Annotated in this window: 25 protein-coding genes and 3 pseudogenes; 17 read left to right on the top strand and 11 right to left on the bottom strand. The window is 73.4% G+C overall.

Going from position 1 to position 24,830, the window contains the following annotated elements; translation table 11 throughout:
* Positions 1–185: 185 nt before the first annotated feature.
* From ACGFYH_RS32275 to ACGFYH_RS32250, 6 genes are all read left to right on the top strand, one after another.
* Positions 186–968 (top strand): ABC transporter ATP-binding protein, encoded by a 783-nt coding sequence (locus ACGFYH_RS32275; RefSeq protein WP_393806718.1) that lies wholly within the window; start codon positions 186–188, stop codon positions 966–968.
* Positions 965–1,762, top strand: coding sequence for an ABC transporter ATP-binding protein (locus tag ACGFYH_RS32270; RefSeq protein WP_393806717.1), 798 nt, complete (start codon positions 965–967; stop codon positions 1,760–1,762). The genes ACGFYH_RS32275 and ACGFYH_RS32270 overlap by 4 nt, the downstream gene beginning before the upstream one ends.
* The gene (locus tag ACGFYH_RS32265) at positions 1,759–2,658 is read left to right on the top strand and encodes a branched-chain amino acid ABC transporter permease (protein ID WP_393806716.1); all 900 of its coding nucleotides are present in this window, start codon (positions 1,759–1,761) and stop codon (positions 2,656–2,658) included. The genes ACGFYH_RS32270 and ACGFYH_RS32265 overlap by 4 nt, the downstream gene beginning before the upstream one ends.
* Entirely contained in the window at positions 2,651–3,826 is a 1,176-nt protein-coding gene (locus tag ACGFYH_RS32260; RefSeq protein WP_393806715.1) for a branched-chain amino acid ABC transporter permease, read from the top strand. Before ACGFYH_RS32265 ends, ACGFYH_RS32260 begins: the two co-directional genes overlap by 8 nt.
* Positions 3,823–5,103 (top strand): ABC transporter substrate-binding protein, encoded by a 1,281-nt coding sequence (locus ACGFYH_RS32255; protein ID WP_393806714.1) that lies wholly within the window; start codon positions 3,823–3,825, stop codon positions 5,101–5,103. The genes ACGFYH_RS32260 and ACGFYH_RS32255 overlap by 4 nt, the downstream gene beginning before the upstream one ends.
* A 147-nt stretch (positions 5,104–5,250) precedes the next feature.
* A complete protein-coding gene (locus ACGFYH_RS32250; protein WP_393806713.1) occupies positions 5,251–6,069 on the top strand; it encodes an SAM-dependent methyltransferase in 819 nt (272 codons plus the stop codon).
* A gap of 75 nt (positions 6,070–6,144) precedes the next feature.
* On the opposite strand, the gene ACGFYH_RS32245 is transcribed toward ACGFYH_RS32250, so the two are convergent.
* Complete coding sequence (locus ACGFYH_RS32245; RefSeq protein ID WP_393806712.1) at positions 6,145–7,065, bottom strand: helix-turn-helix domain-containing protein; 921 nt, start codon at positions 7,063–7,065, stop codon at positions 6,145–6,147.
* A gap of 146 nt (positions 7,066–7,211) precedes the next feature.
* Entirely contained in the window at positions 7,212–7,439 is a 228-nt protein-coding gene (locus ACGFYH_RS32240; RefSeq protein ID WP_055421265.1) for a DUF397 domain-containing protein, read from the bottom strand.
* A 180-nt stretch (positions 7,440–7,619) separates the two neighbouring features.
* Here ACGFYH_RS32240 and ACGFYH_RS32235 point away from each other — a divergent pair, with 180 nt between their 5' ends.
* The 5 genes and pseudogenes from ACGFYH_RS32235 to ACGFYH_RS32215 all read left to right on the top strand — a co-directional run bounded on the left by ACGFYH_RS32235 (position 7,620) and on the right by ACGFYH_RS32215 (position 9,942).
* Positions 7,620–8,198 (top strand): ATP-binding protein, encoded by a 579-nt coding sequence (locus ACGFYH_RS32235; RefSeq protein ID WP_393806711.1) that lies wholly within the window; start codon positions 7,620–7,622, stop codon positions 8,196–8,198.
* Positions 8,199–8,226: 28 nt separating this feature from the next.
* Positions 8,227–8,775 carry a hypothetical protein gene (locus ACGFYH_RS32230; protein ID WP_393806710.1) on the top strand — a complete coding sequence of 183 codons (549 nt, stop codon included), beginning with the start codon at positions 8,227–8,229 and terminating at the stop codon, positions 8,773–8,775.
* 38 nt (positions 8,776–8,813) lie between these two features.
* A pseudogene (locus tag ACGFYH_RS32225) lies at positions 8,814–9,353 on the top strand (ABC transporter transmembrane domain-containing protein); the annotation flags it as partial.
* A pseudogene (locus tag ACGFYH_RS32220) lies at positions 9,331–9,618 on the top strand (hypothetical protein); the annotation flags it as partial. The pseudogenes ACGFYH_RS32225 and ACGFYH_RS32220, both read left to right, overlap by 23 nt.
* Before the next feature lie 108 nt (positions 9,619–9,726).
* Positions 9,727–9,942 carry a hypothetical protein gene (locus ACGFYH_RS32215; protein ID WP_393806709.1) on the top strand — a complete coding sequence of 72 codons (216 nt, stop codon included), beginning with the start codon at positions 9,727–9,729 and terminating at the stop codon, positions 9,940–9,942.
* 58 nt (positions 9,943–10,000) lie between these two features.
* Here the strand turns inward: ACGFYH_RS32215 and tgmB are convergent, their stop codons facing one another.
* The 3 genes from tgmB to ACGFYH_RS32200 form a co-directional block, all read right to left on the bottom strand.
* Positions 10,001–10,987 (bottom strand): ATP-grasp ribosomal peptide maturase, encoded by a 987-nt coding sequence (gene tgmB / locus ACGFYH_RS32210; RefSeq protein WP_393806708.1) that lies wholly within the window; start codon positions 10,985–10,987, stop codon positions 10,001–10,003.
* 16 nt (positions 10,988–11,003) lie between these two features.
* Positions 11,004–11,195 (bottom strand): putative ATP-grasp-modified RiPP, encoded by a 192-nt coding sequence (gene tgmA, locus ACGFYH_RS32205; RefSeq protein WP_393806707.1) that lies wholly within the window; start codon positions 11,193–11,195, stop codon positions 11,004–11,006.
* Positions 11,196–11,314: 119 nt separating this feature from the next.
* On the bottom strand, positions 11,315–11,635 hold the full coding sequence (locus ACGFYH_RS32200; protein ID WP_393806706.1) for a YkvA family protein: 321 nt from the start codon (positions 11,633–11,635) through the stop codon (positions 11,315–11,317).
* A gap of 202 nt (positions 11,636–11,837) precedes the next feature.
* Between ACGFYH_RS32200 and ACGFYH_RS32195 the strand changes: the two genes are divergently transcribed.
* Positions 11,838–13,298, top strand: a complete 1,461-nt coding sequence (locus ACGFYH_RS32195; RefSeq protein ID WP_393806705.1) for a hypothetical protein — start codon at positions 11,838–11,840, stop codon at positions 13,296–13,298.
* 103 nt (positions 13,299–13,401) lie between these two features.
* Here the strand turns inward: ACGFYH_RS32195 and ACGFYH_RS32190 are convergent, their stop codons facing one another.
* The 4 genes and pseudogenes from ACGFYH_RS32190 to ACGFYH_RS32175 form a co-directional block, all read right to left on the bottom strand.
* Positions 13,402–15,528 carry a xanthine dehydrogenase family protein molybdopterin-binding subunit gene (locus ACGFYH_RS32190; protein ID WP_393806704.1) on the bottom strand — a complete coding sequence of 709 codons (2,127 nt, stop codon included), beginning with the start codon at positions 15,526–15,528 and terminating at the stop codon, positions 13,402–13,404.
* A gap of 26 nt (positions 15,529–15,554) precedes the next feature.
* Positions 15,555–16,530, bottom strand: a pseudogene (locus ACGFYH_RS32185) (FAD binding domain-containing protein).
* Entirely contained in the window at positions 16,527–17,090 is a 564-nt protein-coding gene (locus ACGFYH_RS32180; protein WP_393806703.1) for a (2Fe-2S)-binding protein, read from the bottom strand. The pseudogene ACGFYH_RS32185 and the gene ACGFYH_RS32180 overlap by 4 nt, the downstream one beginning before the upstream one ends.
* A 192-nt stretch (positions 17,091–17,282) precedes the next feature.
* A complete protein-coding gene (locus tag ACGFYH_RS32175) occupies positions 17,283–18,491 on the bottom strand; it encodes a hypothetical protein (RefSeq protein ID WP_393806702.1) in 1,209 nt (402 codons plus the stop codon).
* 192 nt (positions 18,492–18,683) lie between these two features.
* Between ACGFYH_RS32175 and ACGFYH_RS32170 the strand changes: the two genes are divergently transcribed.
* Positions 18,684–19,478: an SDR family NAD(P)-dependent oxidoreductase gene (locus tag ACGFYH_RS32170; RefSeq protein ID WP_393806701.1), complete on the top strand. Its 795-nt coding sequence runs from the start codon at positions 18,684–18,686 to the stop codon at positions 19,476–19,478.
* Between the two features lie 10 nt (positions 19,479–19,488).
* Here ACGFYH_RS32170 and ACGFYH_RS32165 read toward each other — a convergent pair whose 3' ends face one another.
* Positions 19,489–20,595 (bottom strand): YihY/virulence factor BrkB family protein, encoded by a 1,107-nt coding sequence (locus ACGFYH_RS32165; protein ID WP_393806700.1) that lies wholly within the window; start codon positions 20,593–20,595, stop codon positions 19,489–19,491.
* A 365-nt stretch (positions 20,596–20,960) separates the two neighbouring features.
* Between ACGFYH_RS32165 and ACGFYH_RS32160 the strand changes: the two genes are divergently transcribed.
* From ACGFYH_RS32160 to ACGFYH_RS32145, 4 genes are read left to right on the top strand one after another with little or no spacing between them, the layout of a single operon-like run.
* Positions 20,961–21,368 carry a hypothetical protein gene (locus ACGFYH_RS32160; protein ID WP_393806699.1) on the top strand — a complete coding sequence of 136 codons (408 nt, stop codon included), beginning with the start codon at positions 20,961–20,963 and terminating at the stop codon, positions 21,366–21,368.
* The gene (locus tag ACGFYH_RS32155; protein WP_393806698.1) at positions 21,365–22,150 is read left to right on the top strand and encodes a hypothetical protein; all 786 of its coding nucleotides are present in this window, start codon (positions 21,365–21,367) and stop codon (positions 22,148–22,150) included. The genes ACGFYH_RS32160 and ACGFYH_RS32155 overlap by 4 nt, the downstream gene beginning before the upstream one ends.
* A 38-nt stretch (positions 22,151–22,188) precedes the next feature.
* Positions 22,189–22,713, top strand: a complete 525-nt coding sequence (locus tag ACGFYH_RS32150) for a roadblock/LC7 domain-containing protein (RefSeq protein ID WP_393806697.1) — start codon at positions 22,189–22,191, stop codon at positions 22,711–22,713.
* 42 nt (positions 22,714–22,755) lie between these two features.
* Complete coding sequence (locus tag ACGFYH_RS32145; RefSeq protein ID WP_351401801.1) at positions 22,756–23,130, top strand: hypothetical protein; 375 nt, start codon at positions 22,756–22,758, stop codon at positions 23,128–23,130.
* Between the two features lie 172 nt (positions 23,131–23,302).
* Here ACGFYH_RS32145 and ACGFYH_RS32140 read toward each other — a convergent pair whose 3' ends face one another.
* Positions 23,303–24,667, bottom strand: a complete 1,365-nt coding sequence (locus tag ACGFYH_RS32140; protein WP_393806696.1) for an FAD-dependent oxidoreductase — start codon at positions 24,665–24,667, stop codon at positions 23,303–23,305.
* Between the last annotated feature and the right edge of the window lie 163 nt (positions 24,668–24,830).

The raw sequence follows: 24,830 nt of genomic DNA, 5'->3' as shown, positions 1-24,830 counted from the left end.
GGAGGCGCGAAGACGAGCCCCGCCGCCGTCCTTCCTGGGCATCCGCACAGACTCACCGGCCCCGGACTGGGACCCCGCAGCGATCCGGCCCGCGCCCCCTGTACGCCCGCCGGTGCCCGTGCTGTCGTGAGTTCCCCCCATTCACCCGTCACCGTGCCGTTCCGGCGCGGTCCCAAGGAGCCGCGATGCCCGCAGCACCACCGGACGGCGCGCCCGCGCTGCGCGTCGAGAGCCTCGACGTGACGTACGGGCGCGCACTGTCCGCCCTCCGCTCCGTGTCCCTGACCGTCCCGCACGGCGCCGTCGTCGCGCTGCTCGGCGCCAACGGTGCCGGCAAGACGACGCTGCTGCGGGCCGTCTCGGGCACCCTGCGCCTGCACCGCGGCGCGATCACGGCAGGCCGGGTCCGCTACGGCGACACGGTCCTCGACGGCCGTGACCCGGTCGCCGCAGTGCGCGCCGGAGTCGTACAGGTGCCCGAGGGCAGGCGGGTGTTCGCCGGACTCACCGTCGACGAGAACCTGCGGGCCGGCGGACTCGGCCTCAACCGGCGGGCCCCGGCCCAGGTCCGCGAGGCCCGGGAGCGCGTCTTCACCCTGTTCCCGAGGCTCGCCGAGCGCACCCGGCAGGCGGCCGGCCTGCTGTCCGGCGGCGAGCAGCAGATGCTGGCCATCGGCCGCGCCCTGATGGCGGCCCCCCGCCTGCTCCTCCTCGACGAGCCCTCGCTCGGGCTCGCACCGATGATGGTCGACCGCATCGCCGAGGTCGTCCGCGAGATCAACACCCAGGGCACCGCCGTACTCCTCGTCGAACAGAACGCCGGCATGGCGCTGTCCCTCGCCGAATACGCCCACGTCCTGGAGGTCGGCGAGGTCCGGCTGTCCGGCGAGGCCGCGGAACTCGCGCGCACGGACGCCGTGCGCCGCCTCTATCTGGGAGACACCACCGACGGCAAGGGGGCCGCGTGACCACCCCCGCCGCGCCCCCCGCGCTCGACGTACGGGGTGTGACCGTGCGTTTCGCCGGCCTCCTCGCGCTCGACGACGTCTCCTTCACCGTCGCCCCCGGCACCGTGCACGCCGTGATCGGTCCCAACGGCGCGGGCAAGTCCACCTGCTTCAACGTCCTGTCGGGCCTGTACCGGCCCACCGCCGGCACCGTACGGCTCGGCGACGCCGAACTGACCCGGCTCGCCCCGCACCGGATCGCCGCCCTCGGCGTGGCCCGGACCTTCCAGAACATCGTCACCACCCAGGGCACCGTCGCCGACAACCTGATGCTCGGCCGGCACGCCCTGTCCCACGCCGGGTTCGCCGCCGCCGCCCTGCGTCTGCCGCGCGCCGTGCGCGAACAGCGCGAACACCTCGTCAAGGCCCGCGAGATCGCCGAACTCACCGGCCTGGGCGCCCACTTCGACACACCTGTGGCCCTGCTGTCCTACGGCGACCGCAAACGCGTCGAACTCGCCCGCGCCCTCTGTCTGGAGCCCCGTGTGCTGCTGCTCGACGAACCCGTGGCCGGCATGAACGCCGCCGAACGCACCCGCACGGCCGAGGTCGTCCGGGAGATCCGCGCCGAACTCGGCCTGTCCGTCGTGCTGGTCGAGCACGACATGGGCCTGGTCATGCGGCTCGCCGACGAGGTCACCGTCCTCGACTTCGGCCGGGCCATCGCCCACGGCACCCCCGACGAGGTCCGGCGCGACCCCGAGGTGCTCCGCGCCTACCTCGGTACCGGCACCACGGGGGAGGACGCGGCATGACCGGCTTCCTCGACAGCCTTCTCAACGGCCTGGCCCTGGGGTCCGTCTACGCCCTGATCGCCCTCGGCTTCGTCACCATCTTCAAGGCCTCGGGCGTCCTGAGTTTCACCCACGGCTCGCTGCTGCTGCTCGGCGGGTACCTCCTCGCCGTCCTGCACGACGACATCGGCTTCGCCGGGGCGCTCGCCGTCGCGGTCCTCGTGACGGCGGCCGTGGCCGGCCTGCTGGACCGGGTGGTGCTGCAACGCGTGGGGGGTACCGATCCGCACGCCGCGCACGTCCAGACCATCGTCACCATCGGCATCGACATCGTCCTGGTCACCGACCTCGCCCGGCGCATCGGCGGCGACCTGCTGCCGCTCGGCGACCCCTGGGGCGCCGCCGTGACCGACCTGGGCCCGGTGACCGTCGCCGACAGCCGCATCGCCGCGATCCTGGTGTCCGCCGTCGCCATCGGCGGCGCCTTCGCCCTCTTCCGGTTCACCCCCTGGGGCCTGTCGCTGCGCGCCGCGGCCGAGGACGGCGAGGCCGCCGCTCTCATGGGCGTACGGCTCACCCGGGTACGCACCGTCGCCTGGTGCCTGGCCGGCGGCCTCGCCGCACTCGCCGCCGTCTTCCTGGTCGCCTTCCCCGCGCCGGGACTGGAGCGCACCACCGGGCAGATCGCGCTGAAGGCCTTCCCGGCCGCCATCCTCGGCGGCATGACCTCCCCGGTGGGCGCCCTGGTCGGCAGCATGCTGATCGGCCTCACCGAGGCCTTCGTCGCCGGCTACCAGTCCGACCTGCACGTCCTCGGCGAGGGCTTCGGCGACGTCGCGCCCTACGCGGTGATGGTGCTCGTCCTGCTGGTGCGCCCCGCCGGACTCTTCGCGGCGAAGGGAGCGGCCCGTGTCTGACCTCCGACGCCTCCGGCCGCTCCTCCTCAAACGCGGCCCACTCCTGCTGCCCGCCCTCCTCCTGTGCGCCCTGCCCTTCTACCTGGACGCGTTCTGGCTGCGCATCGGCCTGTTCTCCATGGCCGCGGCCATCGGCGCCGTCGGGCTCGGCCTGCTCAGCGGCACCGCCGGACAGCTCTCCCTCGGGCACGCCTTCTTCCTCGCCGTCGGCGCCTACGGCTACGTCTGGCTGGCGGGCGAGCCGGGCCCCGGTCTGCCGCCCGCCGTGGCCCTCGTCCTCGCCGTACTGCTCGCCGGCGCGGCGGGCGGCCTGTTCAGCCCCGTCGCCGGCCGGGTGAAGGGCGTCTACCTCGGCGTGGCCACCCTCGCCCTGGTCTTCCTCGGCCACCACGTGCTGCTCACCGCCGACTCCGTCACCGGCGGCTTCAACGGACGCTCGGTGCCGCCGCTGGAACTCGGCGGCCTCACCTTCGCCGAGACCGGCCCCGCACTCACCGTCCTGGGCGTGCCGTTCGGTGCCGAGGAGCGGCTCTGGTACCTGGGCCTCGCCCTGTTCGCCGTCACCTGGTTCACCGCGCGCGGACTGCTGCGCGGCCGACCCGGACGTGCCCTGGTCGCGCTGCGCGACAGCGAGACCGCGGCGTCCGTGATGGGCGTGCACGTGGCCCGGTACCGCTCGGCGGCGTTCGTCGTCTCGTCGATGTACGCGGGCCTCGCCGGCGTCCTGCTCGCGCTCTCCTTCCGCCGCGTGGTGCCCGACTACTTCTCCCTCGCGCTCTCCGTCGACTACCTCGCCATGATCGTCATCGGCGGTCTCGGCTCGGTGGCCGGAGCCACCGCCGGAGCCGTCTTCGTCACCGCGCTGCCCCTGCTGATGACCCGCTACGCCGACCAGCTGCCCCTGGTGGCGACGCCCGGGTCCGGCGGCGGGTCGATCGGCCCGACCGAGGCCTCCCGCTACCTCTACGGCGCGGCGATCGTCGTGATCCTCCTCTACGCCCCCGACGGCCTGCACGGTCTGGCCCGCCGTACCCGGGCCCGCCTGCGCCGCCGGCCACCCGTCACCGGCCCTCCCGGCACCGGACCCTCGCCCGGAGCCGCCCACGCCGGCCCCGCCACCACCGCCACCACCGCCACCACCGCACGAGCCAAGGAGCACACCCCGTGAACGTCACGCACCCCAGGCCCCGCACCACCCGGACCGCCGCCCTGGCGGCGGCACTGGCCGCCGTGCTGCTCGCGGGCACCGCCTGCAGCTCCAAGGCGGACGGCGGGAGCACCGACGACGCCGCCGACGGCATCAAGGCCGGCCCAGGAGTCAGCGACAAGACCATCAGACTCGGCGCGCTGACCGACCTCACCGGCCCCTACGCCACCCTCGGCAAGAGCATCGTGCAGGCCCAGCAGATGTGGGCCGACGAGACCAACGCCGCGGGCGGCATCTGCGGACGCCAGGTGGAGATCGTCGTCAAGGACCACGGCTACGACGTGCAGAAGGCCGTCACCGCCTACGCGGACATCGCACCGGACGTCGTCGCCCTGCCCCAGGTCATCGGCTCCCCGGTGGTAGCCGCCCTGCTCGACGACATCGAGCGGGACCACATGCTCACCTTCCCGCAGGCCTGGGCGGCCTCCCTGCTCGGCCGGGACTCCGTCCAGGTCCTCGGCACCACCTACGACCTCGACATGATCGCCGCTGTCGACTTCCTCACCCGCGCCAAGAAGCTCGCCAAGGGCGACACGATCGGTCACGTCTACTTCGAGGGCGACTACGGCGCCAACGCGTTGGAGGGCTCCAAGTGGGCCGCCGAGCAGGCCGGGATGAAGGTGGCGGGACAGAAGATCAAGGCCACGGACACCGACCTGACCGCGCAGGTGTCCGCGCTGAGCAAGGCCGGGGTCAAGGCGATCCTGATCAGCGCGGGCCCCGCCCAGACGGCCTCCCTCGCCGGCGTGGCCGCCGCCCGCGGTCTGAAGGTGCCGATCGTCTCCAGCGCGCCCGGCTACGCCCCGCAGTTGCTGAAGACACCCGCGGCGGCGGCGCTGGAAGCCATGGTCCACGTGGTCAGCGCCGCACCGGCGGTCAGCTCCGACCTCCCCGGCGTCAAGAAGATGGTCGCCTCCTACACCAAGGAGTACCCGGGTGAGCCCGTCGACTCCGGAGTCCTCTCCGGATACAACGCCGCCCAGCTGATGGGCACCGACCTGAAGAAGGCCTGTGAGGGCGGCAGCCTCACCCGGCAGGACGTCGTCAAGGCGCACCGTTCGCAGAAGAACGCCGACACCGGACTCGGCACCCCGCAGAACTTCACCTACGTGACCACTCCGGCGAGCCGGTCCACGTATGTGCTGAAGCCCGACGCCGAGGCGGCCGGGGGCCTGGTCGGCGTGGAGGAGGCCCACCAGGCCCCCGGGGTCGACGCGTACCTGGCAGCCCGCGGCTGATCGACGTGAGTGACCGTCAACTCCACTGCGCCGCAGTGGGGTTGACGGCCGCAAGATCCGCCCCCTGGTTTGGCTGACCACCGGGTCCGTAGGATGTACTGTCTGTCATGCCAGTCCAGTTGGCGCCCGTACGGAGCTGGGGGAACGATGCAAGCCGACAAGCAGCTGTCCACGGAGATCGACGCCAATGTGCCAACAGCGGCACGTATGTACGACTTCTATCTGGGCGGCAAGGACAACTACGCGGCGGACCGGGCGGCCGTCGGCGAACTCGACAAGGTCGTCCCCAGCACCCGCAGGCTGGCACTGAACAACCGGCGCTTCCTGCAGCGGGTCGTCCGCACCCTCGCCGAGGACTACGGCATCCGCCAGTTCCTCGACCACGGATCCGGCCTGCCCACGCAGGACAACGTGCACCAGGTCGCCCAGCGCGTCGCCCCCGACTCCCGCGTCGTCTACGTCGACAACGATCCGATGGTGCTGGTCCACGGCCGGGCGCTGCTCGACCAGAACGACCAGACCGCCGTCATACACGCCGACATGCGTGCGACGGAGGAGATCCTCCATCACCCGGACACCGAGCGCCTGATCGACTTCTCGCAGCCGGTCGCCGTGCTGTTCAACTCGGTCTTCCACTGCATCCCGGACAGCGACACCGACGGTCCCAAGGCGGTCGTCCGCCGGGTGACCGAGCGGCTCGCGCCGGGTAGCTTCGCCGTGATGTGCCAGCTGGTCAGCGAGGACGCCGAGGTGCGGGCGTCCGTCACGGACTTCATGGACAAGGCGACGCAGGGCCACTGGGGCCGGGTCCGGGAGCCGAAGGACGTCGAGGCGCTCTTCGAGGGCATGGACATCCTGGAACCGGGTCTCGTGGAGGTCTCCACCTGGCGCCCGGACACCGAGGTGGCGCCGCGCCAGCTCACCGACGAGTGGATCGAGTTCGGCGGGGTGGGCCGTCTGCGCTGACGGGCCGATCACCCGCGCAACGGAGGAGGGGCCACGCGCATCGTGCGTGGCCCCTCCTCCGTCGCCGCTTCGCCGCTACTTGTCGGTGTAGCGCGTCGCCATCGTCTCGCGCAGGCGGTCCAGCGACTCGCGCGGCGTCAGCGCCTCGTCGGCCAGCCGGTCGAGCGCGACCCGGTACTCCTCGGTCTCGTCCCGGTCCTCGAGGAAGTTGGCGCTCCTGATGTGCTCCAGATAGACCACGTCCGGCAGTTCGGTGCCGCCGAAACGCAGATAGGTGACCGGGATCGCGGGCGCCGACGCGTTCGTCACGTCCAGCGGCACGATCTGCAGCGTCACACGGGGCTGCTCCGCCATGGTGACGAGATGCGCGAGCTGCTCGCGCATGACCTCCCGGCTGCCCAGCACGCGCAGCAGGACGGACTCGTCGATGATCGCCCACAGCTGCGGCGCGTCGTCGCGCCGCAGCAGCTCCGTTCGGTGCCGGCGCAGCTCCACGCGCCGACGGACCTCACCGGCGGGCGCGTTCGGCAGGCCGCGCTCGACCACGGCCTCGGTGTAGGCCTCGGTCTGGAGCAGTCCGGGGACGTACTGGATCTCGAATGTCCGGATGGTGGTCGCGGCCTCCTGGAGACCGACCAGCCGGTCGAACCACTCGGGCATCAGCCGCTTGTCGTACCGCTGCCACCAACCCGGTTCGCCGGCGCGCTGCAAGAGCTTGAGCAGGACCGAGGCCTCGTAGGCGCCGGTGCCGTACTGCTCCAGGAGCGCGCGGACGTCGGTCTCCGTAGGGGGCCTGCGGCTCTTGCCCGACTCGATGCGCGAGAGCTTCGCGGCACTGAATCCCAGCTCGCGTGCGGCCTGGTCCTGGGAGAGGCCGGCGTCCTCGCGGAAGCCCGCCAGCTGCACTCCGACGAGCATCTTCAGCAGAGTAGGAGCCGGCTCGGCCCGGTCAAGGTAGGGCTCGAGACGGGAGATGCGATGCGACGCGGCGGACATCCTGACTCCCAGCAGACCGGCAGACTTGAGGGAAAGACTATCTCATCCCATCGGTGCCTGCCGCATCCGCCTGTGGAAATCGGGTAGTTGAGTTCCGCTTCGCTGCCGTCGCGTCTTCCCGGCGGGCGTTCCGCCCCCCTCCCGTCCTACAGCAGGTGGTCGAACTCGCCCTCCTTCGCCCCGGCCAGGAACGCGGCCACCTCCGCGGGGGTGTACACGAGTGCGGGACCGTCCGGATCCCGGGAGTTGCGCATCGCGATCCCTCCGTCCACGAGGGCGACCTCGACGCAGTTGCCCTCGGCGTTGCTGTGCCGACTCTTCTTCCAGCAGGCGTCCAGCAGACTTGCCTGCACTCCGTTGCGCACTGGTGGCACCGCGGTCTCCTTGCCGTTCGGGGGAGCGGACCGAGTCCCGTCGGTCCCCGAGCGCTCCCATCCGACTTTTTTCGCGCAATTTCTCGTGCAATTGCACGCGAGCGCTCTCAGCGTGGATAATAGCCGTGGCGTCAACCCCTCGGTCGTCGCCCCGTTCTGACGTCGCATCAGGGAGATGCTGTGCCGTCACCTGCGCATCCAACGCTCCGGTCACCCGGCGAACCCGTGTCGGAGGCGGACGCGACGAGCCGTTCCGGAGGGCTTCCGCACGTGGTGCGGGAGACCTGCGACCGGATCGACCGGACCTTCTCCGCGCCCTGTGCGGCGGGTCCCGTCCCGGGAGACCGGCAGGCCTCCGCCGTGCTGCCCGTGGCGTGCAGCAGGGAGGGGTTCGCCCGGGCCCGCGCCTTCACGCGGGACACCCTGCGCGGGTGGTCCCTCGACCACCGCGGTGACGACGCGGTCCTCGTGATCACCGAACTCGTCTCCAACGCCGTGACACACGCGGTGCCGCCGGCGGCCGCCGGCACGCCGGAGGTCGGGCTGGGACTCGTCCTCGGCCCCGGCCACCTGACGCTGACGGTCTCCGATCCCGGGGACAACGCGCCCGTGTTCCATCCGTCCGACCACTCCGCCCTCCAGGAGCACGGACGCGGCCTGTGCATCGTCGACGCACTCGCGCAGGAGTGGGGCTGGACCCCGCGTCCTCCGCTGGGCAAGACGGTCTGGGCCAAGTTGTCGACCCGCCCCCTCACCTGACCCGACTGCCGCGGAAGGGCCCCACACCATGCGCAGCGCTCCGACACCGAAGCCGAGCATCCAGCGCACCGACTGTCAGCCGCAGCCGCCCGGCTCGCCCCGCACCACCGGCCTCCTCGCCGGGCTCGACGGCGTGCCCTGGAGCGAGATCCAGGACTCCACCGGCTCGGCCGCGGCCATTCCCCGGCTGCTGCGCAAGGTCGCCCGGGGCGACGCCGAAACCGCCCGCGCCGCCCTCGGTGACCTGCGCAAGCGCATCTGCCAGTACGGATTCGTCGTCGAGCAGGCGACCGCCGCGACCGTCCCCTTCCTGTGGGAGCTGGCGCAGCGGCCCCAGGTGAGCTGCCGGGCGCAGATCATCCAGCTGCTCAAGAACATCGCCGACGCCCGGCAGTGGGAGACCACCGCCACCGCCTACCCCAAGCTGCTCAACCACCGTGAGAACCCGGTGGCCTGGGAGCGCGCGGCGCGGCAGGCGGTCCGCGCCCGGCGGGGCGAACTGGAGCGGCTGCTCGCCGACGACGACAGCGAGATCACCCGCGCCACCACCGAACTCGCCCGCACGCTCGGAGACTGAGACCCGCGCCCTCGACGTGGGAGAAGGCGCGGGTCAGCCTGTGGACCAGCACCGGGATCATCATGTTCATCCTGGTGGTCAACTACCCGCTGCACCCGCTGTACGTCCGTCTCCTGTACGGCAGTCTGGGCCGCATGGGCACAGCCCTGCGCTCCGCGTTGTGCACGCGCGTGCAGCAGCTCTCCATCGGCTACCACTCGCGGGTCAGCGCGGGCGTCCTTCGGGCCAAGGTGGTCCGCGACGTGGAGACGGTGGAACAGATGGTGCGGCAGACCGCCGAGACCGGACTCGGTGCGTTCACCGTGCTCACCGGCGGCCTCGTCATCATCGCCGTGCGCACCCCGGAGTTCCTGCCGGTCTTCCTCGTCGTCGTCCCCGCCGCCTCCCTGCTCGTGGCCCGGCTCCGCGCCCGGCTGCGCACCCGCAACGAGCGCTTCCGCCACGAGGTGGAGACCCTGTCCTCGCGGGTCACGGAGAAGACCCGGCTCATTCCCGTCACGCGTGCCCACGGCCTGGAGGGCAAGGCACTGCGCCGCATGGACGGCACCCCGGACCGGCTGCGGCATCGCGGTGCCCGTCCTCGGCTTCGCCAGCGCCGCCGCGATGGGTGTCCTCGGTGACGCCTGGCTGATCACGTCCGTCACCCTCACCGCCGTGGCCGCCGGTCTCCTGGTCGCTTTCGTCCTGCCCCGCCAGGATGAGCTCCTGGAGCGGCTGGCCGACCGGCAGCCCGTCGAACGGGCCGCCGCCCGGCTCGCCATGATCACCGGCCTGTTCAACCTGCTGTGGGCCACGGTGACCGTCCTCATGATCGTGCGGCCCGGCTCCACGACCGGCGCCTGAGTCGCCGTTCACATCCCGGCGGAATGCGCACCGCCGCGTGAACGGGCGCCTAGACTGCTCAGTCGCGCCTCCGGACGGGGGCGGACGACACGAAAGGCGCGTTGACGGGTGTTCCAGGATTCCCCCATCTACGACCGACTCGTCGCCGAACGCGGTGACGTCCCCGAGCAGGTGCGGCGGGACGCCGAGCGTGTGAGCAGGGAACTGGAGGTGGTCATGCGGCCGTTGCACGCCCCCGGACACCTGCCCGGCGCCGAACGCCGGCCGTCCCCGGGCGCCGGCTGGCAGCGCACAGCCCTGCTGCCCGGCCCGCGCCCGCACTGACGGACCCCGTCGCGGCGGGCCGCTCCGCGACGCGTGGCCCCCGGCGGGCGCACCCACCTCACCCCACGGCCGCCGTGCCGGGACCGGCCGCGTCCACCGGGTCGGCCCCGCCGGGCCGGGCCAGCCACTGGGCGATGGTGCGGGCGATCGGCTGGCCCGTGTCCACCTCGACGAAGCCGAACTGCCCCGACTGGTTGCACTCGAGGAACCACCAGGTGCCGTCGCCGTCCTCGGCGAAGTCGAAGGCGCCGTAGGCCAGTCCGGCCGCCTGGAGGTAGGCGCGGATTCCCTCGGCGACACGCGGCGGCACCTCGGCGTGCCGCCACGGCTCGTCCGAGGCCGCGAAACGGACGTCCACCTCGTCGGGGTCCAGGCTCGCGAGCGCCGTCTTCCGGGCGGCCAGCAGCGCCTCGCCGACGGCGGTCAGCCGGATGTCGGCACGCTTGGCGACCCGGCGTTGCAGCAGCGTCGGGCCGTGGGCGACGGCGGAGAAGTCGGCCTCGGGCGGCACCCGGCTGGTCGGCACTGCCAGGGGCGGGTCCTGCGGGTGCGCGCCCGAGACCGGCTTGACCACCAGGTCCGGGTAGCGCTCCGCGAACTCGCGCGCCGCCCGGGGAAACGTCGTGATCAGAGTCGCCGGAACGGGCAGCCCGCACTGCTGGGCGAGCCGCAGCTGCCAGGGCTTGTACCGGGCCCGGTACGCGGCGTCCGGCTGGTTCATCCAGCGTGCGCCCGAGCCGCGGAGCATGCCGTAGAGCGCCTGCCCGGCCTCCTCGGTCAGCCACGCGGACGGTTCGGCGGCCCGCGTGGCCGCGCCGCCCGGCCTGCGCACCCAGACGGACCGCAGCCCGCCGATGCTCACCAGACGTCCCCCGGACGACAGATGGCCCCGGAAGGAGCCGTGCACGAACTCGCCGGAGAGCGCGACCGAGTCGGTCAGATCGGCGGGGTCCAGGCGGACCACCGGCACTCCCGACGCGTTCAGATGCACCACCACCATGTCCGCGGTGACGTCCTCTTCACTGGTCAGGATCAACACGGTCATTCTCGACGGCCCGTGTTCAGTCGTCGAAGTGAGTCTTCGACCCCGCGGTGGAGGTCGTGGTCCCCAGCTCTCTCAGCAGCGCGTGGTCACAGGCGGCCACCCGCCCGTCGTGGAGCACGTTCAACTGCAGCCCGGAGTCGTAGACGTACGGAGTGGTGGCTTCCAACTCCACTGCGGGCCGTGCGTAGTTGAGCGCGAACGGTTGCATCGTCTCTCCCTAGTCGGTGCTGCGCCGATCAGGTGACGATCCCTTGACGCCGTCACCTGGTCCGCCGACTTCCTTCGGCTTCCAGAGACTTATACGAATCGAACGGGTGAATGGTTTCCTCACGCAGCGTAATCACCGGGCGGGTCGGCGGGCCGTCGCCGGTCCGCGGTCCCGCGCCGGCCGCCGATCGCGCCGCGCGTGGAGCGCAGGGCGAGAAGCAGCACACCGATGTCGTCCAGGTAGACCGGGTCGGGCAACAGGTCGGCCGGGAGCACCAAGTAGAGGACGGCGCCCCAGAAGACCCAGCGCGGGCCCGTGGGGAGCCCGGCTCGCCTGAGATCCCGTCGGGTGCGGACCAGACGCACCAGGACGGCGACCGCCCCCGCGAGGACGACCGCCGCGAGCAGCGCCGCCACGACGATCACTGTGGTCGTATCCACGGAGCCCCTCCTCCGGCGCGCGGTACGCGCCTCCCTACCCGGATGCCCGCTCCGGGCGGCGGCAAGACCGGCGGGCGGGGTCTCTCATCCCTGTGGCCCACTCCAGTGGCACGGCGTGGTGGACGTGCCTAGTAATGGCAGCACAGCGCGAGTCGCTTGTCGGGGACGCAGGGCGGCCGCACCCCCACCACACGGAGAGATCATGACCACTGGCTCTTCATCACCCCGCTCACCCGAGTACGCCATATCCGCCCTGGACCTGCCCACCGGGGAAACGGCCACGACCACCGGCAGGGTGCGGCCGCCCGGCGCGAGTCCCGGGGCCCGGGCCGCCGGTCGGCGCTCGCCGGACCGGGAGGGCGACGTCTGGGACGTCGAGCTCGGCGACGCCGACCTTCCCGAGCTGGAACCCGACCCCGAACCCCACCTCACCGACCCCGACTTCGCCAGGTCCGGCCCCTACGAGCCGGGTCCCCGCGAGCCGGGCCGCCCTCGCGAGCCGGGCCCCCGTGAAGCCGAGGCCCACTCCCGCGCCGACGACCACGACGCACCGCAGTCGTACGGTGACCCCGTCGGCGACCTGGTGCGCGCCGCCGTGGCCGACCGGCCACTGGAGGAGGTCGTCGACCTGATCACGACGCTGGAGCAGTCCCCGCAGTACGCGCAGGCGACGATCGACGCGCTCCGCGGCGTCGGCGTGCACCGGTCCGTCGAGGACGTCACCCGGCTGGTCGGCCTGCTGACCCGGCCGCCGCGCCACTCGGACAGCGCGGACGAGGCGATCCGGGCCGCGGCGGAGTGCCGCTCCGTGGAGGACGTGACCCGGCTGATGGCGCTGCTGCACCGCACGCCCCTGGAACCGCACTGCGGACAGGAGGCCGTGCGGGCCGCGGCCACCGGCCGGCCCGTCGACGAACTGGTCGAACTGATCGGCCGGCTCGCCGAGGCCGGGCACGTACGGCCGGAGCGGCCCGACGCCCGGCAGCTGCGGGCGGCCGAGGACGGGACCGACGAGGACGACGGACGCAAGCCCGCCGCCCGACCGGCGGGACTGACCGGCGCGTTCACCGGAGGGGACCGCCGCGGCCGCGAGCGCCGCAAGCCGGCCCGTCCGTCCCGCCGGGAACGCGACCGCGGCAAGGCCCGTGCCCCGCGCGAGCGTGACGGCCGTGCCGCGCGCGAGCGCGACAAGGTCCGTGCGGCGCGTGAGCGTGACCGCGCGGCACGCCGGGGCGCAAGGGGTCCGGCCTGGCCGGCCTGGCTCACCGTCGCGGTCCTGGCCGGGTGCGGTGTGGCCTACTTCCCGCTGCACCGCGCCGACGCCTCCGCACCGGCCTACGGAGTGGCCCTCGGCCTGTCTGCGGTCTGCCTGGTGCTGGCCCTGCTGCTGACCGTGCGGCCGGCCGTACCGCTGCTCGCCGCGGCGGTCGTGGGACCGGCGGCGCTGGCCGCCGCCAAGCTCTACGGCAGCGCCACCCCCGCGGCGCGGGTCTCCCCGGTCACGGATCTCACGCTGGCCACCGCCTGGGTCGCGGTCGCGGTGGCCGTGGTGGCCTCGCTCGTCGCGCTGACGGCGCTGTGCGTGCGGGTGGCCTCCCCGGCCTCGGCCCGGCGCGGGCCGGCCCGCCGGGTGGCCGTGGCGAGCCGCACCGCCGCGGACTGAGTGCCGCCTGCCCGAGCAACCGCCGCGGACTGAGTGCCGCCTGCCCGAGCACCCCGCGTGGTCCGCGCCGGAAGAACGTCCGGCGCGGACCACGCGACCGTTCTCAGACCCCCAGCGTGCCCGCGGGATGCCCGTGTTCGAGCAGAGCGGTGAGCACCCGGTCCGGAGTGAGCGGCAGCTCCCGGAAACGGATGCCGGTGGCGTGATGGACGGCGTTGCCGACGGCCGCCGCCGAGCCCACGATCCCGATCTCGCCGATGCCCTTGCTGCCCATGGGGTTGAGGTGGTCGTCCTCCTCCTCGATCCAGTGCGCCTCCAGATCCGCGACGTCGGCGTGCGCGGGCACGTGGTAGGACGCCAGATCGCGCTCCACGAAGTCGCCGAACTCCGGGTCCATCGTGCTGCCCTCGGTCAGCGCCATGCCCAGGCCCATCGTCATGCCCCCGATGAACTGGGAGCGCGCGGTGCGGGCGTTGAGGACGCGCCCCGCGGCGAAGACGCCCAGCAGCCGGGTCGCCCGTACCTCACCGGAGACGGTGTCCACGGTCACCTCGGCGAAATGGGCACCGAACGCGTGCCGGGCGAAGGGACTTTCGGCGTCCGCGGTCCCGGAGGTGTCGGCCTCGGCCACGACCCCCTCGTCGGGCAGCGGCCCCGAGTGCTCCGCCAGCCGGCCGGCCAGCCGGACGCACGCCTCGTGCACCGCCGACCCCCAGGACGCGGTGCCCGAGGAACCGCCCGCCACCGGGGCGAAACCGATGCCGCTGTCGGCGACTTCGACCCGCACCCGGTCCAGCGGGACCCGGAGGGCGTCGGCCGCGATCTGCGCGAGCACCGTCCGGGCGCCCGTGCCGATGTCGGTGGCGTTGACCCGCACCAGGAAACCGCCGCCGGGCAGGGCCCGCGCCGAGGCGACGCACCCGGAGACCAGGACGGGGTAGGTGGCCGCGGCGACCCCGCTGCCGATCAGCAGGGGCCCGGCGGCGCGGGACCGCGGACGGGGATCGCGTTCCTCCCATCCGAAGCGACGGGCCCCCTCGCGCAGACACTCCGCCAGATGCCTGCTGCTGAAGGGCTTCCCGCTGTCCGGCTCGGTCTCCGGTTCGTTGCGGATCCTCAGCTCCACCGGGTCGGCACCGAGTGCGGAGGCCAGTTCGTCCATCGCGGACTCGAGGGCGTACATGCCGGGGCACTCGCCCGGGGCGCGCATCCAGGACGGTGTGGGCACGTCCAGCGCCACCACGCGGTGGAGCGTACGCAGCGCGGGAGTGCCGTACATGACGCGGGCGGGGACCGCCGCCTGCTCCACGAACTCCTTCACCCGCGAGGTGTGCGTCGTCACCTCGTGCACGAGGGAGGTGAGCCGGCCCTCGTCGTCGGCGCCGAGGCGCAGCCGGTGCAGGGTCGGCGCGCGGTGCCCGACGACGGCGGGCAGACAGCGGCGCGGCAGCGCGACGGTGACCGGCCGCCCGGTCTCGCGCGCCGCCATCGCGGCCAGCACCACCTCGGGACGCGGCGTGCCCTTCGAGCCGAACCCGCCGCCCACGTGCTCGGCGCGCACCGTGACCCGGTCCTCGGGCAGCTCGAACACGCGCGCCAGTTCCTTCTGCACCGCCGTGGTGCCCTGGCTGGAGGAGTGCACGGTCAGCCGGTCGCCGTCCCACTCGGCCGTACTGGTGTGCGGCTCCATCGGGTGGTTGTGCAGCGGCGGCACCCGGTACTCGACGTCCAGCCGGGCCGCCGAGGAGGCGTAGGCGCCGTCCGGGTCGCCGTGCCCGGCGACGGCCGGAAAACCCCCGTTGGCCGACTCGGGGACGTACGCCTCGGGGTGCGAGGCGGTGAGCGTCACGTCGTGGGGTTCGCTCTCGTACGTGATCCGGACGGCGGCGGCACCGGCACGGGCCGCCTCCAGCGTCTCGGCCACCACCAGGCCCGCGAACCAGCCCCGGTGCGGGACGTGCGGGCTCTGCAGCACGGCCAGCGTGGGGTCGTCCGGGTCCCCGAGCCGTGGCGCGTTCTCGTGGGTGAGCACCGCGAGCACGCCGGGCAGGGCGAGCGCGGGTGCGGTGTCGACGCCGGTCACCCGGCCGCGCGCGACCGTCGCCGGTACGGGCCAGCCCTGGGCTCGGCCCGGCGCGTACTCGGCGGCGTACCGGGCGGTGCCGGCGACCTTCTCCCGCCCCTCCCGGCGCTCGGCCGGAGCGCCCAGGACGGCATCGGTGGCGGTCATGGAGTCCTCCTTGTGGACGCCGGGGTTCAGGTCGTGGCGGGCGGGGCGAGCCGGCCCAGTACGTCCAGGGCCAGCCGGCGGGCCAGCGGCACCTTGTAGGCGTTGTCCCGCAGCGGTTCGGCGGCGGCCAGCTCCAGGTCGACGGCGTGCTCGAACGCCGCCGTCGTGGGCGCCGCGCCCACCAGCGCGTCCTCGGCCCGCCGCGCCCGCCAGGGCCGGTGCGCCAGTGCCCCGAAGGCGATCCCGGCCCGCTCCACCACCCCGTCCGACAGGTGCAGTACGACGGCGACGGAGGCCAGCGCGAAGGCGTACGACGCCCGGTCGCGGGCCTTGCGGTACGCCGAGGGCAGCCCGGCCGTGGCCGCGGGCAGGACCACGCCGGTGACCAGCTCGCCGGGCTGGATCTCCGTGTCGCGCTCCGGGTGCAGGCCCGGCAGCCGGTGGAAGTCGGCGGCGGGCACGCTCCGGGTGCCCTCGGGGCCGTGCAGCTCCACGCGCGCGTCGAGGGCGGCCAGCGCCACCGCCATGTCCGACGGGTGGGTGGCGATGCACTGGTCGGAGTGGCCGAGCACCGCGTGGTCGCGGTGCACGCCCTCCAGGGCGCCGCAGCCGGTCCCGGGCTCCCGCTTGTTGCACGGCTTGGACAGGTCCTGGAAGTAGGGGCAGCGGGTGCGCTGGAGCAGGTTGCCTGCGCAACTGCCCGGAGGCACCGGCCAGCAGCGCCTGGGACAGTGCGGGGTAGCGGTCGCGCACCACGGACTCGGCCGCGAGGTCGCTGTTGCGGACCATCGCGCCGACCCGCAGCGAGCCGTCGGCCAGCTCCTCCACCCCGTCCAGCGGCAGCCGGGTGACGTCGACGAGCGCGGCGGGCGTCTCCACGCCGAGCTTCATCAGGTCGACGAGGTTGGTGCCGCCGCCGAGGTAGCGGGCGCCCGGGTGGGCCGCGAACGCGTCGGTGGCCTCCTCGACGCTGGCCGGGCGTACGTAGGCGAAGGGCTTCACGGGATCACGTCCTCGACCGCGTCGGCGATGCGCGGATACGCACCGCACCGGCACAGGTTGCCGCTCAGCCGCTCCCGGATCTCCTCCCGGCCCAGCGCGACGGGCTCCCCGGAGGGCGCCGCCGGGTCGGTGACGCGGGACGGGTGCCCGGCCGCGGCCTCGGCGAGCACGCCGACCGCGGAGCAGATCTGGCCCGGGGTGCAGTACCCGCACTGGAAGGCGTCGCGGTCCAGGAACGCGCGCTGCATCGGATGCGGTTCCCCGCCGTCCCCGGCGAGACCCTCGACCGTGGTGATCTCACGGCCGTCCAGGGCGACCGCGAACAGCAGGCAGCTGTTCACGCGCCGGCCGTCCACCAGGACCGTGCAGGCACCGCACTGTCCGTGGTCGCAGCCCTTCTTGGCGCCGACGAGCCCGAGATCCTCCCGCAGCAGGTCCAGCAGGACGCGGCGGTGGTCGACGGTGAGGGTGTGCGGTTCGCCGTTGACGCGGAGCGTGGTCTCCGAGCGGGAGGACTCCGGTGGGCGGGAAGCGGTGGCGCTCTCGTGCTGGCTGTCCATGGCGTCGGTGACCTTCCGGGACGGGCCGTGCTCCTGTGCCGTCCGCGTATCCACCCCGCGCCGGATGACACGTGAGGGTGCCCTCAGCGGAGCGGTGTCCGCGACCGCCCCGCCTGCGGAGCCGTCGAACCCTCCCGGCGTGCGGGTAAGCCGCCGGAGAGGACGTCACCGGCGCGCGGCGCCCGGCAGCCGTCAGCCGCCGGTCCCGGCCTCGGTCCCGCTCCCGGCCCGGGTCCCGGTGGACGGTCCGGTCGCGTCCCGGCCGGCGGGGTCCGGACGTGACATCCGGGCGGACGCCCTGAACCTGTCCAGCGTGCGGGTCAGACCCCGCAGCGAGGACGCCGTCGGTGCCTCCGACGGCGGTGGCCCGGCCGGTGCAGCCCCGGCGGACTCCCGGTACACGGCCAGGGCCTCGGCGGCGCGTTCGGCCGCCTCCCGGTACAGGTCCCGGGACCGGGTCATGGCCTCCAGCGCCTCGGAGTACATCGCGACCAGCTTGCGCTCGCGCTCCAGCTCCTCCCGCAGCGTCAGCAGCCGCCAGTCCTCCCGCAGGGAGTCCAGGGCCCCGGCCGCGTCGCCGGGCAGCGGCCTGGGCAGTGCGGCGAAGGACGTCACCGCCGTGAGCAGGCCGGTGGGCTCGGATCCGTCCAGGAAGACGGTGCGGACGGAGAAGTCCACGGCGGCGTAGTCGGCAGGGGCCGGGGTGCCGGGCAGCACCACGGCGCCGCCGCGCGGCACCTGGACGCCGAAGTCCTCCAGAGCCCAGTTCACGACCCGGAGCTGCTGCGGCGCGGCGCGGTGCTCGACGACCCGGTGCCGCAGTCCGGGCGGCAGCCGCTGCGCCAGCGGCACGCGGCCGCGGTGGTCGGGCGTCATCGCCTCGTGCACGACGACGTGGATGTTCCAGGGGCTGCGCCCGGCCGCCTTGAGCAGCCGGCGTACGGCTCTGTCGTCGTCCGGCAGGGTGTTGATGCCGCGCAGCCGCAGTCCCGTGGCGGCGTCCCGGTCCCAGGTGACGTCCGGGTCGTCGGGCCAGAACATGGTGGCGGGGGAGGGCCAGGCCACGTCCCAGACCTCCTCGGCCTCGGCGAGCAGCGTCCACTCCTGCCCGCCCGCCGAGCCGGGCTCCAGGATCAGCCTGGCCCGCACGGTCACCGCCCCTGGAGCCTTCCAGCGCGCCTCGAAGATCCGGAAGCCGGGGGTCCCGTCGGTCCGCGGCCCGGAGGCCGGGGCCGCCGCCGGTTCGTCGGGCGGCTCCAGGAAGTCGTCGACCACGTGGTCGTCCTTGAGCCGCTGCAGCGTGCGGCGGACGGTGTCCTCGGCCGCGGAGCCGACATGGCGGCCGCGAGCGGCCCACAGCGTGGGCGGAGTCGTGGGGCGAGCGGTGGCGGAGGTCGGCATGAGTCCATCGGGAAGCAGGGGCACGGACGAAGGCAAGTATCGTCGCCGCAGGTCAGCCGAGAGCACCCGGGGTGCGCCGACCGGGCGTGCCGCGGCGCGGTGCACGGTGCGGTCGGCGGGGCACGAGTGCTTCCCGGGCGAGGGTGGGCAGGAGCGACCCGACCGACCGTACGGCACGAGAAGGAGCGACGGATGAACCTGGACCTCGGTGGACGCACCGCACTGGTGACGGGCTCCTCGCAGGGGATCGGGGCGGCCATCGCCGCCGGGCTGGCCGGGGCCGGCGCCACCGTGGGCGTCAACGGGCGCGACGCGGGCCGCCTGGAGGAGAGCGTCGTGAAACTGCGGGCCGAGGTGCCGGACGGGGTGTTCGTGCCGGTCGCGGCGGACCTCGGCACCGAGGAGGGCGCCGAACAGGCCCTTCGGGCACTGCCCGAGGTCGACGTCCTCGTGAACAACCTCGGCGTCTTCGGCGCCGCGCCCGCGCTGGAGATCAGCGACGACGAGTGGCGCCGCTACTTCGAGATCAACGTCCTGGCGGGCGTCAGGCTGACGCGCGCCCATCTCCCCCGGATGAGGGAACGCGGCTGGGGCCGGGTGCTGTACATCGCGAGCGACTCCGCCGTCGTGATCCCGGCCGAGATGATCCACTACGGCGTGTCGAAGACCGCTCTGCTGGGGGTCGGGCGCGGCTTCGCCAAGGAGGCGGCGGGCAGCGGCGTCACGGTGAACTGCGTCATCGCCGGGCCCACCCGCACCGAGGGCGTCGAGGACTTCGTGTACCAGCTGGTCGACCGCGACCTGCCCTGGGACGAGGCCCAGCGCGTCTTCATGCGCGAGCACCGCCCGCAGTCCCTGCTCCAGCGGCTGATCGAGCCGGAGGAGATCGCCAACCTGGTGGTGTACCTCAGCTCCCCCCTCGCGTCCGCGACCACCGGGGCGGCCGTCCGAGTGGACGGCGGGTACGTCGACTCGATCCTCCCGTAGCGCCGCGGCGTCACTCGTCCTGAGCCGCGCGCCGTCGGTCCGCGTCGTTCCAGGCCCGGGTGTCGCGCGGCTCGACGTACGGTTCGTCGTCGGGCGGGTGGCCGCCGTCGATGACCCGCTGCCGGGCCAGCTCGGCGTCGAACTCCAGACCGAGCAGGATGGCCAGGTTCGTGACCCACAGCCACACCAGGAAGACGATGACACCGGCCAGGGTGCCGTACGTCTTGTTGTACGACCCGAAGTTGGCCACGTAGAACGCGAACCCGGCGGAGGCGGCCAGCCAGATCAGCAACGCCACCACGCTGCCGGGCGAGATCCACCTGAAGCCCTTGAGCCGGGCGTTCGGAGTGGCCCAGTACAGGATCGCGATCATGAACGTGACGAGCACGACCAGCACCGGCCACTTGGCGAACGACCACACCGTCAGCCCGGTGTCGCCGACCCCGAGCGCGGTGCCGGCCTGCTGGGCCAGACCTCCGGTGAACACGACGATGAGCGCGCTGACCACCGCGAGCACGAGCAGCACCACGGTCAGGGCCACCCGCAGCGGCAGCACCTTCCACACCGGGCGTCCCTCGGGGACGTCGTAGACCGCGTTGGCGGCGCGGATGAACGCGGCCACGTAACCGGACGCCGACCAGACGGCGCCCACCAGACCGACCACCGCCAGCACGGAGCCCAGGCCCGCCTTGGCCTGCAGTTGCTCCACGGCGTTCGTGATCACGTCCCGCGCGGAACCGGGCGCGAGATTCTGCAGGTTGTCCAGGATCTCCTGGGTGGCGGACTGCCCGACGATGCCGAGCAGCGAGACCAGCACCAGCAGGGCCGGGAACAGCGACAGGATCCCGTAGTAGGTCAGGGCGGCGGCGCGGTCGGTCAGCTCGTCGTCCCTGAACTCCGCGATCACGCGCCGCGCCAGCGCGGACCAGGAGCGTCCGGGCAGCTCGGTGGGGGAGTCCGGAGCGGCTTCCTCAGTGGCGGCGTCGGGACCGTAGCCCTCGTCCGCCGGCCTGTCCGCCGCCTTGTCCGTCGCCTCGTCCGCCGGCCTGTCCGCCGCCTTGTCCGCCGGATCGTCCTTCGTGTGCTTCCCGCGATGGGGGAGGTGCAGTCGCGCCATGCCCTGCGGGTTGCCCGTCTCGGCGTATGCAAGCCTGCCCCGTGCGCGTGATGCGGGCAGCGTGTGCGCCGGGCACCCGAGGCGGGGCCGTCCCACCCCTGGTCCGGGCGGCGCGCCGTCCTCACCATGGACCGCGCGGGCAGGCACGCCCACCGTCCGCGCCGGGGCGGTCCCGCCCGCGCCGCCCGTCGTCACGGCCTCGCACCGGGCCCGCACCACGACCCCTGGAGCGGCCGAAATGCCGCAGTATGCCGCAGCGCGCGCACGTTCCCCTGGAAAATGCCAAAGCGCTCACCGGATGCGTGCACTTTCCGTAGTCTCGGCGTCACGTTCGCGGTACAGCCGTGCAGGGGAGGGGATCCGGCGTGCCCGGAATCGACGAGAGTCTGCTGGAAGCCATGCGACTGCCCGGCGCGCGGGGCGCGTCGCTGGTCGACTGGATCAGCGGGCTCGCCCTCGGCACCGTCGGTGAGGCCCCGGGCGGCGACTGGGAGGCGACGGCCGCCGAGACGGCGGAGCTGGGCCGGCACGTCGCGGAGAGCGGCTCCCTGACGGCGGGCGGCGTCCCGGGAGCCGCCGTCGGGCCCGGGAAGGAGCCGCCGGTGGAGGACCTGATCGCCACCACCGGCGACGCCTACCACCTGCTCAGGTTCGTCAGCACCCCGTTCGACAGCACCGTCTTCCTCCACCTGTGGCTGGACCGCAACGACGGAAACCTCGCCCTGGCCCGCATCCGGCTGGCCGAGATGGCGGATCGTCTGGTGCTCGGGTGACCAGGGTGACAACCACCTGGACCACGTGCGAGACGACGTCGGACGCCCTCGCCGCCCTCGCGGCCGAAGGGGCGACCGGTGCCCTGTCGGGCGAGCGCGGCATCGTCTACCTCTCCGCCGGCCGTGTCGTGCACGCGGAGTCGGCCTTCACCCCCGACCTCGGCGCGCTGCTCACCCGCAGCGGTGCCGTCCCCCCGGACGGCTGGTGGGAGGCGGTCGACCGGGGCGGAACACAGCACCGGGTCGGCCACCGGCTCGTGGACAGCGGCCGGCTCACCGCCGGCGCGCTGGAGGTCTGCCACCTGGGCGCGCTGTTCGACGCCGCCTACTTCGTCCTCGCCCACGACACGCGCGCGCGGCGCTTTCGGCCCGGCGCCGTGCACTGGCTCGGCGCGGTCAGGGCCGTGCCGGTGGACGCCGTCGTACGGGAGTCCGGGCGACGGCGGGCCCTGCTGGACCGCATCTGGCCCGACCCCGCCATCGACACCGTCCCCCTGGCCCGGGTGCCGGGCACCGACACCGCCGACCTGCCCGTGCGGCGCGGCCGCACCCTCACGCAGGTCGACGGCGTCCGCACCGCCGCGGAGATCGCCTCGGCGCTCGCCTGCCGCACCTACCACACCCTCGTCGAACTGCGCCGCCTGGCCGCCGACGGCCTCGTCCGTGCCGCGCCACCCCCGGCGCCGCCCCTCCCAGCGGGCCCGCAACCGCGCACGGTGGTGTGGGACGACCCCGACACGGCCCTGCTGCGACGGCTTCGCGACGCCTTGGAGGCCCTGTGATGCGCGCGCGCCGCCGACGCGACGAAAGGAGACTGCTCATGGCCGTCGAGAGCGACGTCCTGGACGAACTGCACCGACTGCGCAACCGCGTGCCCCAGCTGACCGGGTCGCTCGCCGCCACCGTGGACGGGCTCGTCCTGGCCCACGACGCGCCCGGCACCGAACCAGAAGGCCTCGCCGCGCTGACCGCCGCCGCCCTCGGCGTGGCGCACCGCATGGCCGAAGCCACCGCGCGTGGCGGGTTCCGCGAACTGCTCCTGCGCGGGGACGACGGTTACGTCGCCACCTACGCCGCCGGTCCGGCCGCGGTGCTCACCCTGCTCGCCGACGGCCGGGTCAACGTGGGCCGGCTGCATCTGGAGGGGCGGCGCAGCGGCGCGCGGATCGGGGAGCTGGTCGCCACCCGTGCCGGACAGGCCCGCGGTCGTCCCCCGGCCGCGGAACACGTCGCGACGCTCCCCGCGGACACGGCCCGGCCCATCGGCACCCTGCCGGTGCGCACCCCGCAACGGCCCGCACACCCACCAGCCCCCCAGGTCGGCGGCCACCGCCGGCCCACCTGACCCACCGATCGCGCACCGATCACGTCCGGAAGGGAAACCACCATGGCCAACCTGGAGACCTCGCTCAAGGAATGCCTCAGCTCCATCGACGGAGCGACCGCCGCCGCGCTGGTCGACTACACCAGCGGGATGGCCCTCGGCACCCTGGGCGGCGGCAAGGACTTCAACCTGGAGGTCGCCGCCGCCGGCAACACCGACGTCGTGCGGTCCAAGCTGCGCACGATGGAGCACCTCGGTCTGAAGGAGGAGATCGAGGACATCCTCATCACCCTGAACACCCAGTACCACATGATCCGCCTGCTCAAGGGCCGCGGCGGCAACGGGCTGTTCCTCTACCTGGTGCTCGACGCGAGCCGCGCCAACCTGGCGATGGCCCGCCACCAGCTGCGCCGGATCGAGAACGAACTGGAGGTCTGACGCCGACCGCACGTTCACCCGTCGCGGGCCCGGCGGGACACCTCCCCGCCGGGCCCGGCCGTCGCGGCCGCCCCCGGTCCGGTTCGCCTACGGACTCGGCTGAGACCCGTCCGTCACCGAGAGGGCCGCCCGGCGCCCTCGCGAGAGGACGCCGGGCGCCGGCCACCGGGGCTCAGGCGCCGCTCTCCCGGAGCATGTCCTCGCGCTCGACGTACTTCACGCGCTCACGCCCCTGCGGCTCGCCCAGAGCCTTCTCCGCGGCGTCGAGGCGGTACCAGCCGTCCCAGGTGGTGAAGCGGACGTTCCGCTCGGCGAGGAAGGCGTCCACGGCCTCCGGAGCGGGCGAGGCGGGCGTCTGGAGACGGCCGTTAGCGTAGTCGTCCAGCAGGTTGGACACCGTCTCGTTGGCGTCGCCCTTGGTGTGGCCGATCAGACCGACCGGACCGCGCCGGATCCAGCCGGTGACGTACGTCGAGTCCAGGTGCTCGCCGGACTCCTGGACGACCCGGCCGCCCACGTCCGGGACGGTGCCGGAGTCGATGTCCCAGGGCAGCTTGGGGAGCTGGTCGGACAGGTAGCCGACGGCCCGGTAGACGGCCTGGACGTCCCAGTCCTTGAACTCGCCGGTGCCCCTGACGTTGCCCGTGCCGTCCAGCTCGGTGCGCTCGGTGCGCAGACCGACGACCTTGCCGTCCTCGCCGAGAATCTCCGAGGGCGACTCGAAGAAGTGCAGGAACAGCTTGTGCGGCCGGTCGCCGACGTCGCGGATCGCCCAGTTCTCCAGGGTCTTGGCGACCATGTCGGCCTGCTTGTTGCCGCGCCGAGTGGCGATCGAGCTCTCGTCGTAGTCGATGTCCTCGGGGTCGACGACGACCTCGATGTTGGGGGAGTGGTCCAGCTCCCGCAGCTCCATCGGGCTGAACTTCGCCTGCGCGGGTCCGCGACGGCCGAAGACGTGTACCTCCAGCGCCTTGTTGGCCTTCAGGCCCTCGTAGACGTTCGGCGGGATCTCGGTCGGCAGCAGCTCGTCCGCGGTCTTGGCGAGGACGCGCGCGATGTCCAGGGCGACGTTGCCGACACCGAGGACGGCGACCCTCTCCGCCTCCAGCGGCCAGGTGCGCGGGAAGTCGGGATGGCCGTCGTACCAGGCGACGAAGTCGGCCGCGCCGTACGAGCCGTCGAGGCCGATGCCGGGAATCGACAGATCGCGGTCGGCCGTCGCGCCGGTGGCGAAGATCACGCCGTCGTAGAAGGCGCGCAGGTCGTCCAGGCTGACGTCGGTCGGGTAGCCGACGTTGCCGAAGAGGCGGATCTGCGGCTTGTCGAGCACCTGGTGCAGGGCCGTGATGATGCCCTTGATCCGCGGGTGGTCGGGCGCGACGCCGTAACGGATGAGTCCGAACGGGGCGGGCATGCGCTCGAAGATGTCTATGGACACACCGGGTTCGGCGGCCACCTCGGACTTCAGCAGGGCGTCGGCGGCGTAGATCCCGGCGGGGCCGGATCCGACGATGGCCACCCGCAGAGGGCGGGGCATGGTGGGGTTCCCTTCGAGCGGTGACAGATCGACTCTCGGGGAAGCCTAAGCTAAGGCAAGCCTAAGTCGGTACGCGGGTCCGCTCTATGAGGTCATAAGGATGCCTTATGGGATCTCGCGGTCCGGTTTCGGGGTCCGCTCGGGCTCCGGCGGGCCCGGGGCG

This window comes from Streptomyces sp. NPDC048392 (assembly GCF_043200575.1).
Classification (GTDB): Bacteria; Actinomycetota; Actinomycetes; order Streptomycetales; family Streptomycetaceae; genus Streptomyces.
This window is presented reverse-complemented; position numbering and strand designations above follow the sequence as displayed.

Bases quoted from the DNA above. Each gene is read 5' to 3' on its own strand.
- ACGFYH_RS32265 (WP_393806716.1), top strand. From the start codon at position 1,759: ATGACCGGCTTCCTCGACAGCCTTCTCAACGGCCTGGCCCTGGGGTCC.
- ACGFYH_RS32275 (WP_393806718.1), top strand. From the start codon at position 186: ATGCCCGCAGCACCACCGGACGGCGCGCCCGCGCTGCGCGTCGAGAGC.
- ACGFYH_RS32190 (WP_393806704.1), bottom strand. From the start codon at position 15,528: ATGACCGCCACCGATGCCGTCCTGGGCGCTCCGGCCGAGCGCCGGGAG.
- ACGFYH_RS32195 (WP_393806705.1), top strand. From the start codon at position 11,838: ATGACCACTGGCTCTTCATCACCCCGCTCACCCGAGTACGCCATATCC.
- ACGFYH_RS32250 (WP_393806713.1), top strand. From the start codon at position 5,251: ATGCAAGCCGACAAGCAGCTGTCCACGGAGATCGACGCCAATGTGCCA.
- ACGFYH_RS32230 (WP_393806710.1), top strand. From the start codon at position 8,227: ATGCGCAGCGCTCCGACACCGAAGCCGAGCATCCAGCGCACCGACTGT.
- tgmA (WP_393806707.1), bottom strand. From the start codon at position 11,195: ATGCAACCGTTCGCGCTCAACTACGCACGGCCCGCAGTGGAGTTGGAA.
- ACGFYH_RS32180 (WP_393806703.1), bottom strand. From the start codon at position 17,090: ATGGACAGCCAGCACGAGAGCGCCACCGCTTCCCGCCCACCGGAGTCC.
- ACGFYH_RS32150 (WP_393806697.1), top strand. From the start codon at position 22,189: ATGGCCGTCGAGAGCGACGTCCTGGACGAACTGCACCGACTGCGCAAC.
- ACGFYH_RS32145 (WP_351401801.1), top strand. From the start codon at position 22,756: ATGGCCAACCTGGAGACCTCGCTCAAGGAATGCCTCAGCTCCATCGAC.
- ACGFYH_RS32175 (WP_393806702.1), bottom strand. From the start codon at position 18,491: ATGCCGACCTCCGCCACCGCTCGCCCCACGACTCCGCCCACGCTGTGG.
- ACGFYH_RS32170 (WP_393806701.1), top strand. From the start codon at position 18,684: ATGAACCTGGACCTCGGTGGACGCACCGCACTGGTGACGGGCTCCTCG.
- ACGFYH_RS32165 (WP_393806700.1), bottom strand. From the start codon at position 20,595: ATGGCGCGACTGCACCTCCCCCATCGCGGGAAGCACACGAAGGACGAT.
- ACGFYH_RS32140 (WP_393806696.1), bottom strand. From the start codon at position 24,667: ATGCCCCGCCCTCTGCGGGTGGCCATCGTCGGATCCGGCCCCGCCGGG.
- tgmB (WP_393806708.1), bottom strand. From the start codon at position 10,987: ATGACCGTGTTGATCCTGACCAGTGAAGAGGACGTCACCGCGGACATG.
- ACGFYH_RS32245 (WP_393806712.1), bottom strand. From the start codon at position 7,065: ATGTCCGCCGCGTCGCATCGCATCTCCCGTCTCGAGCCCTACCTTGAC.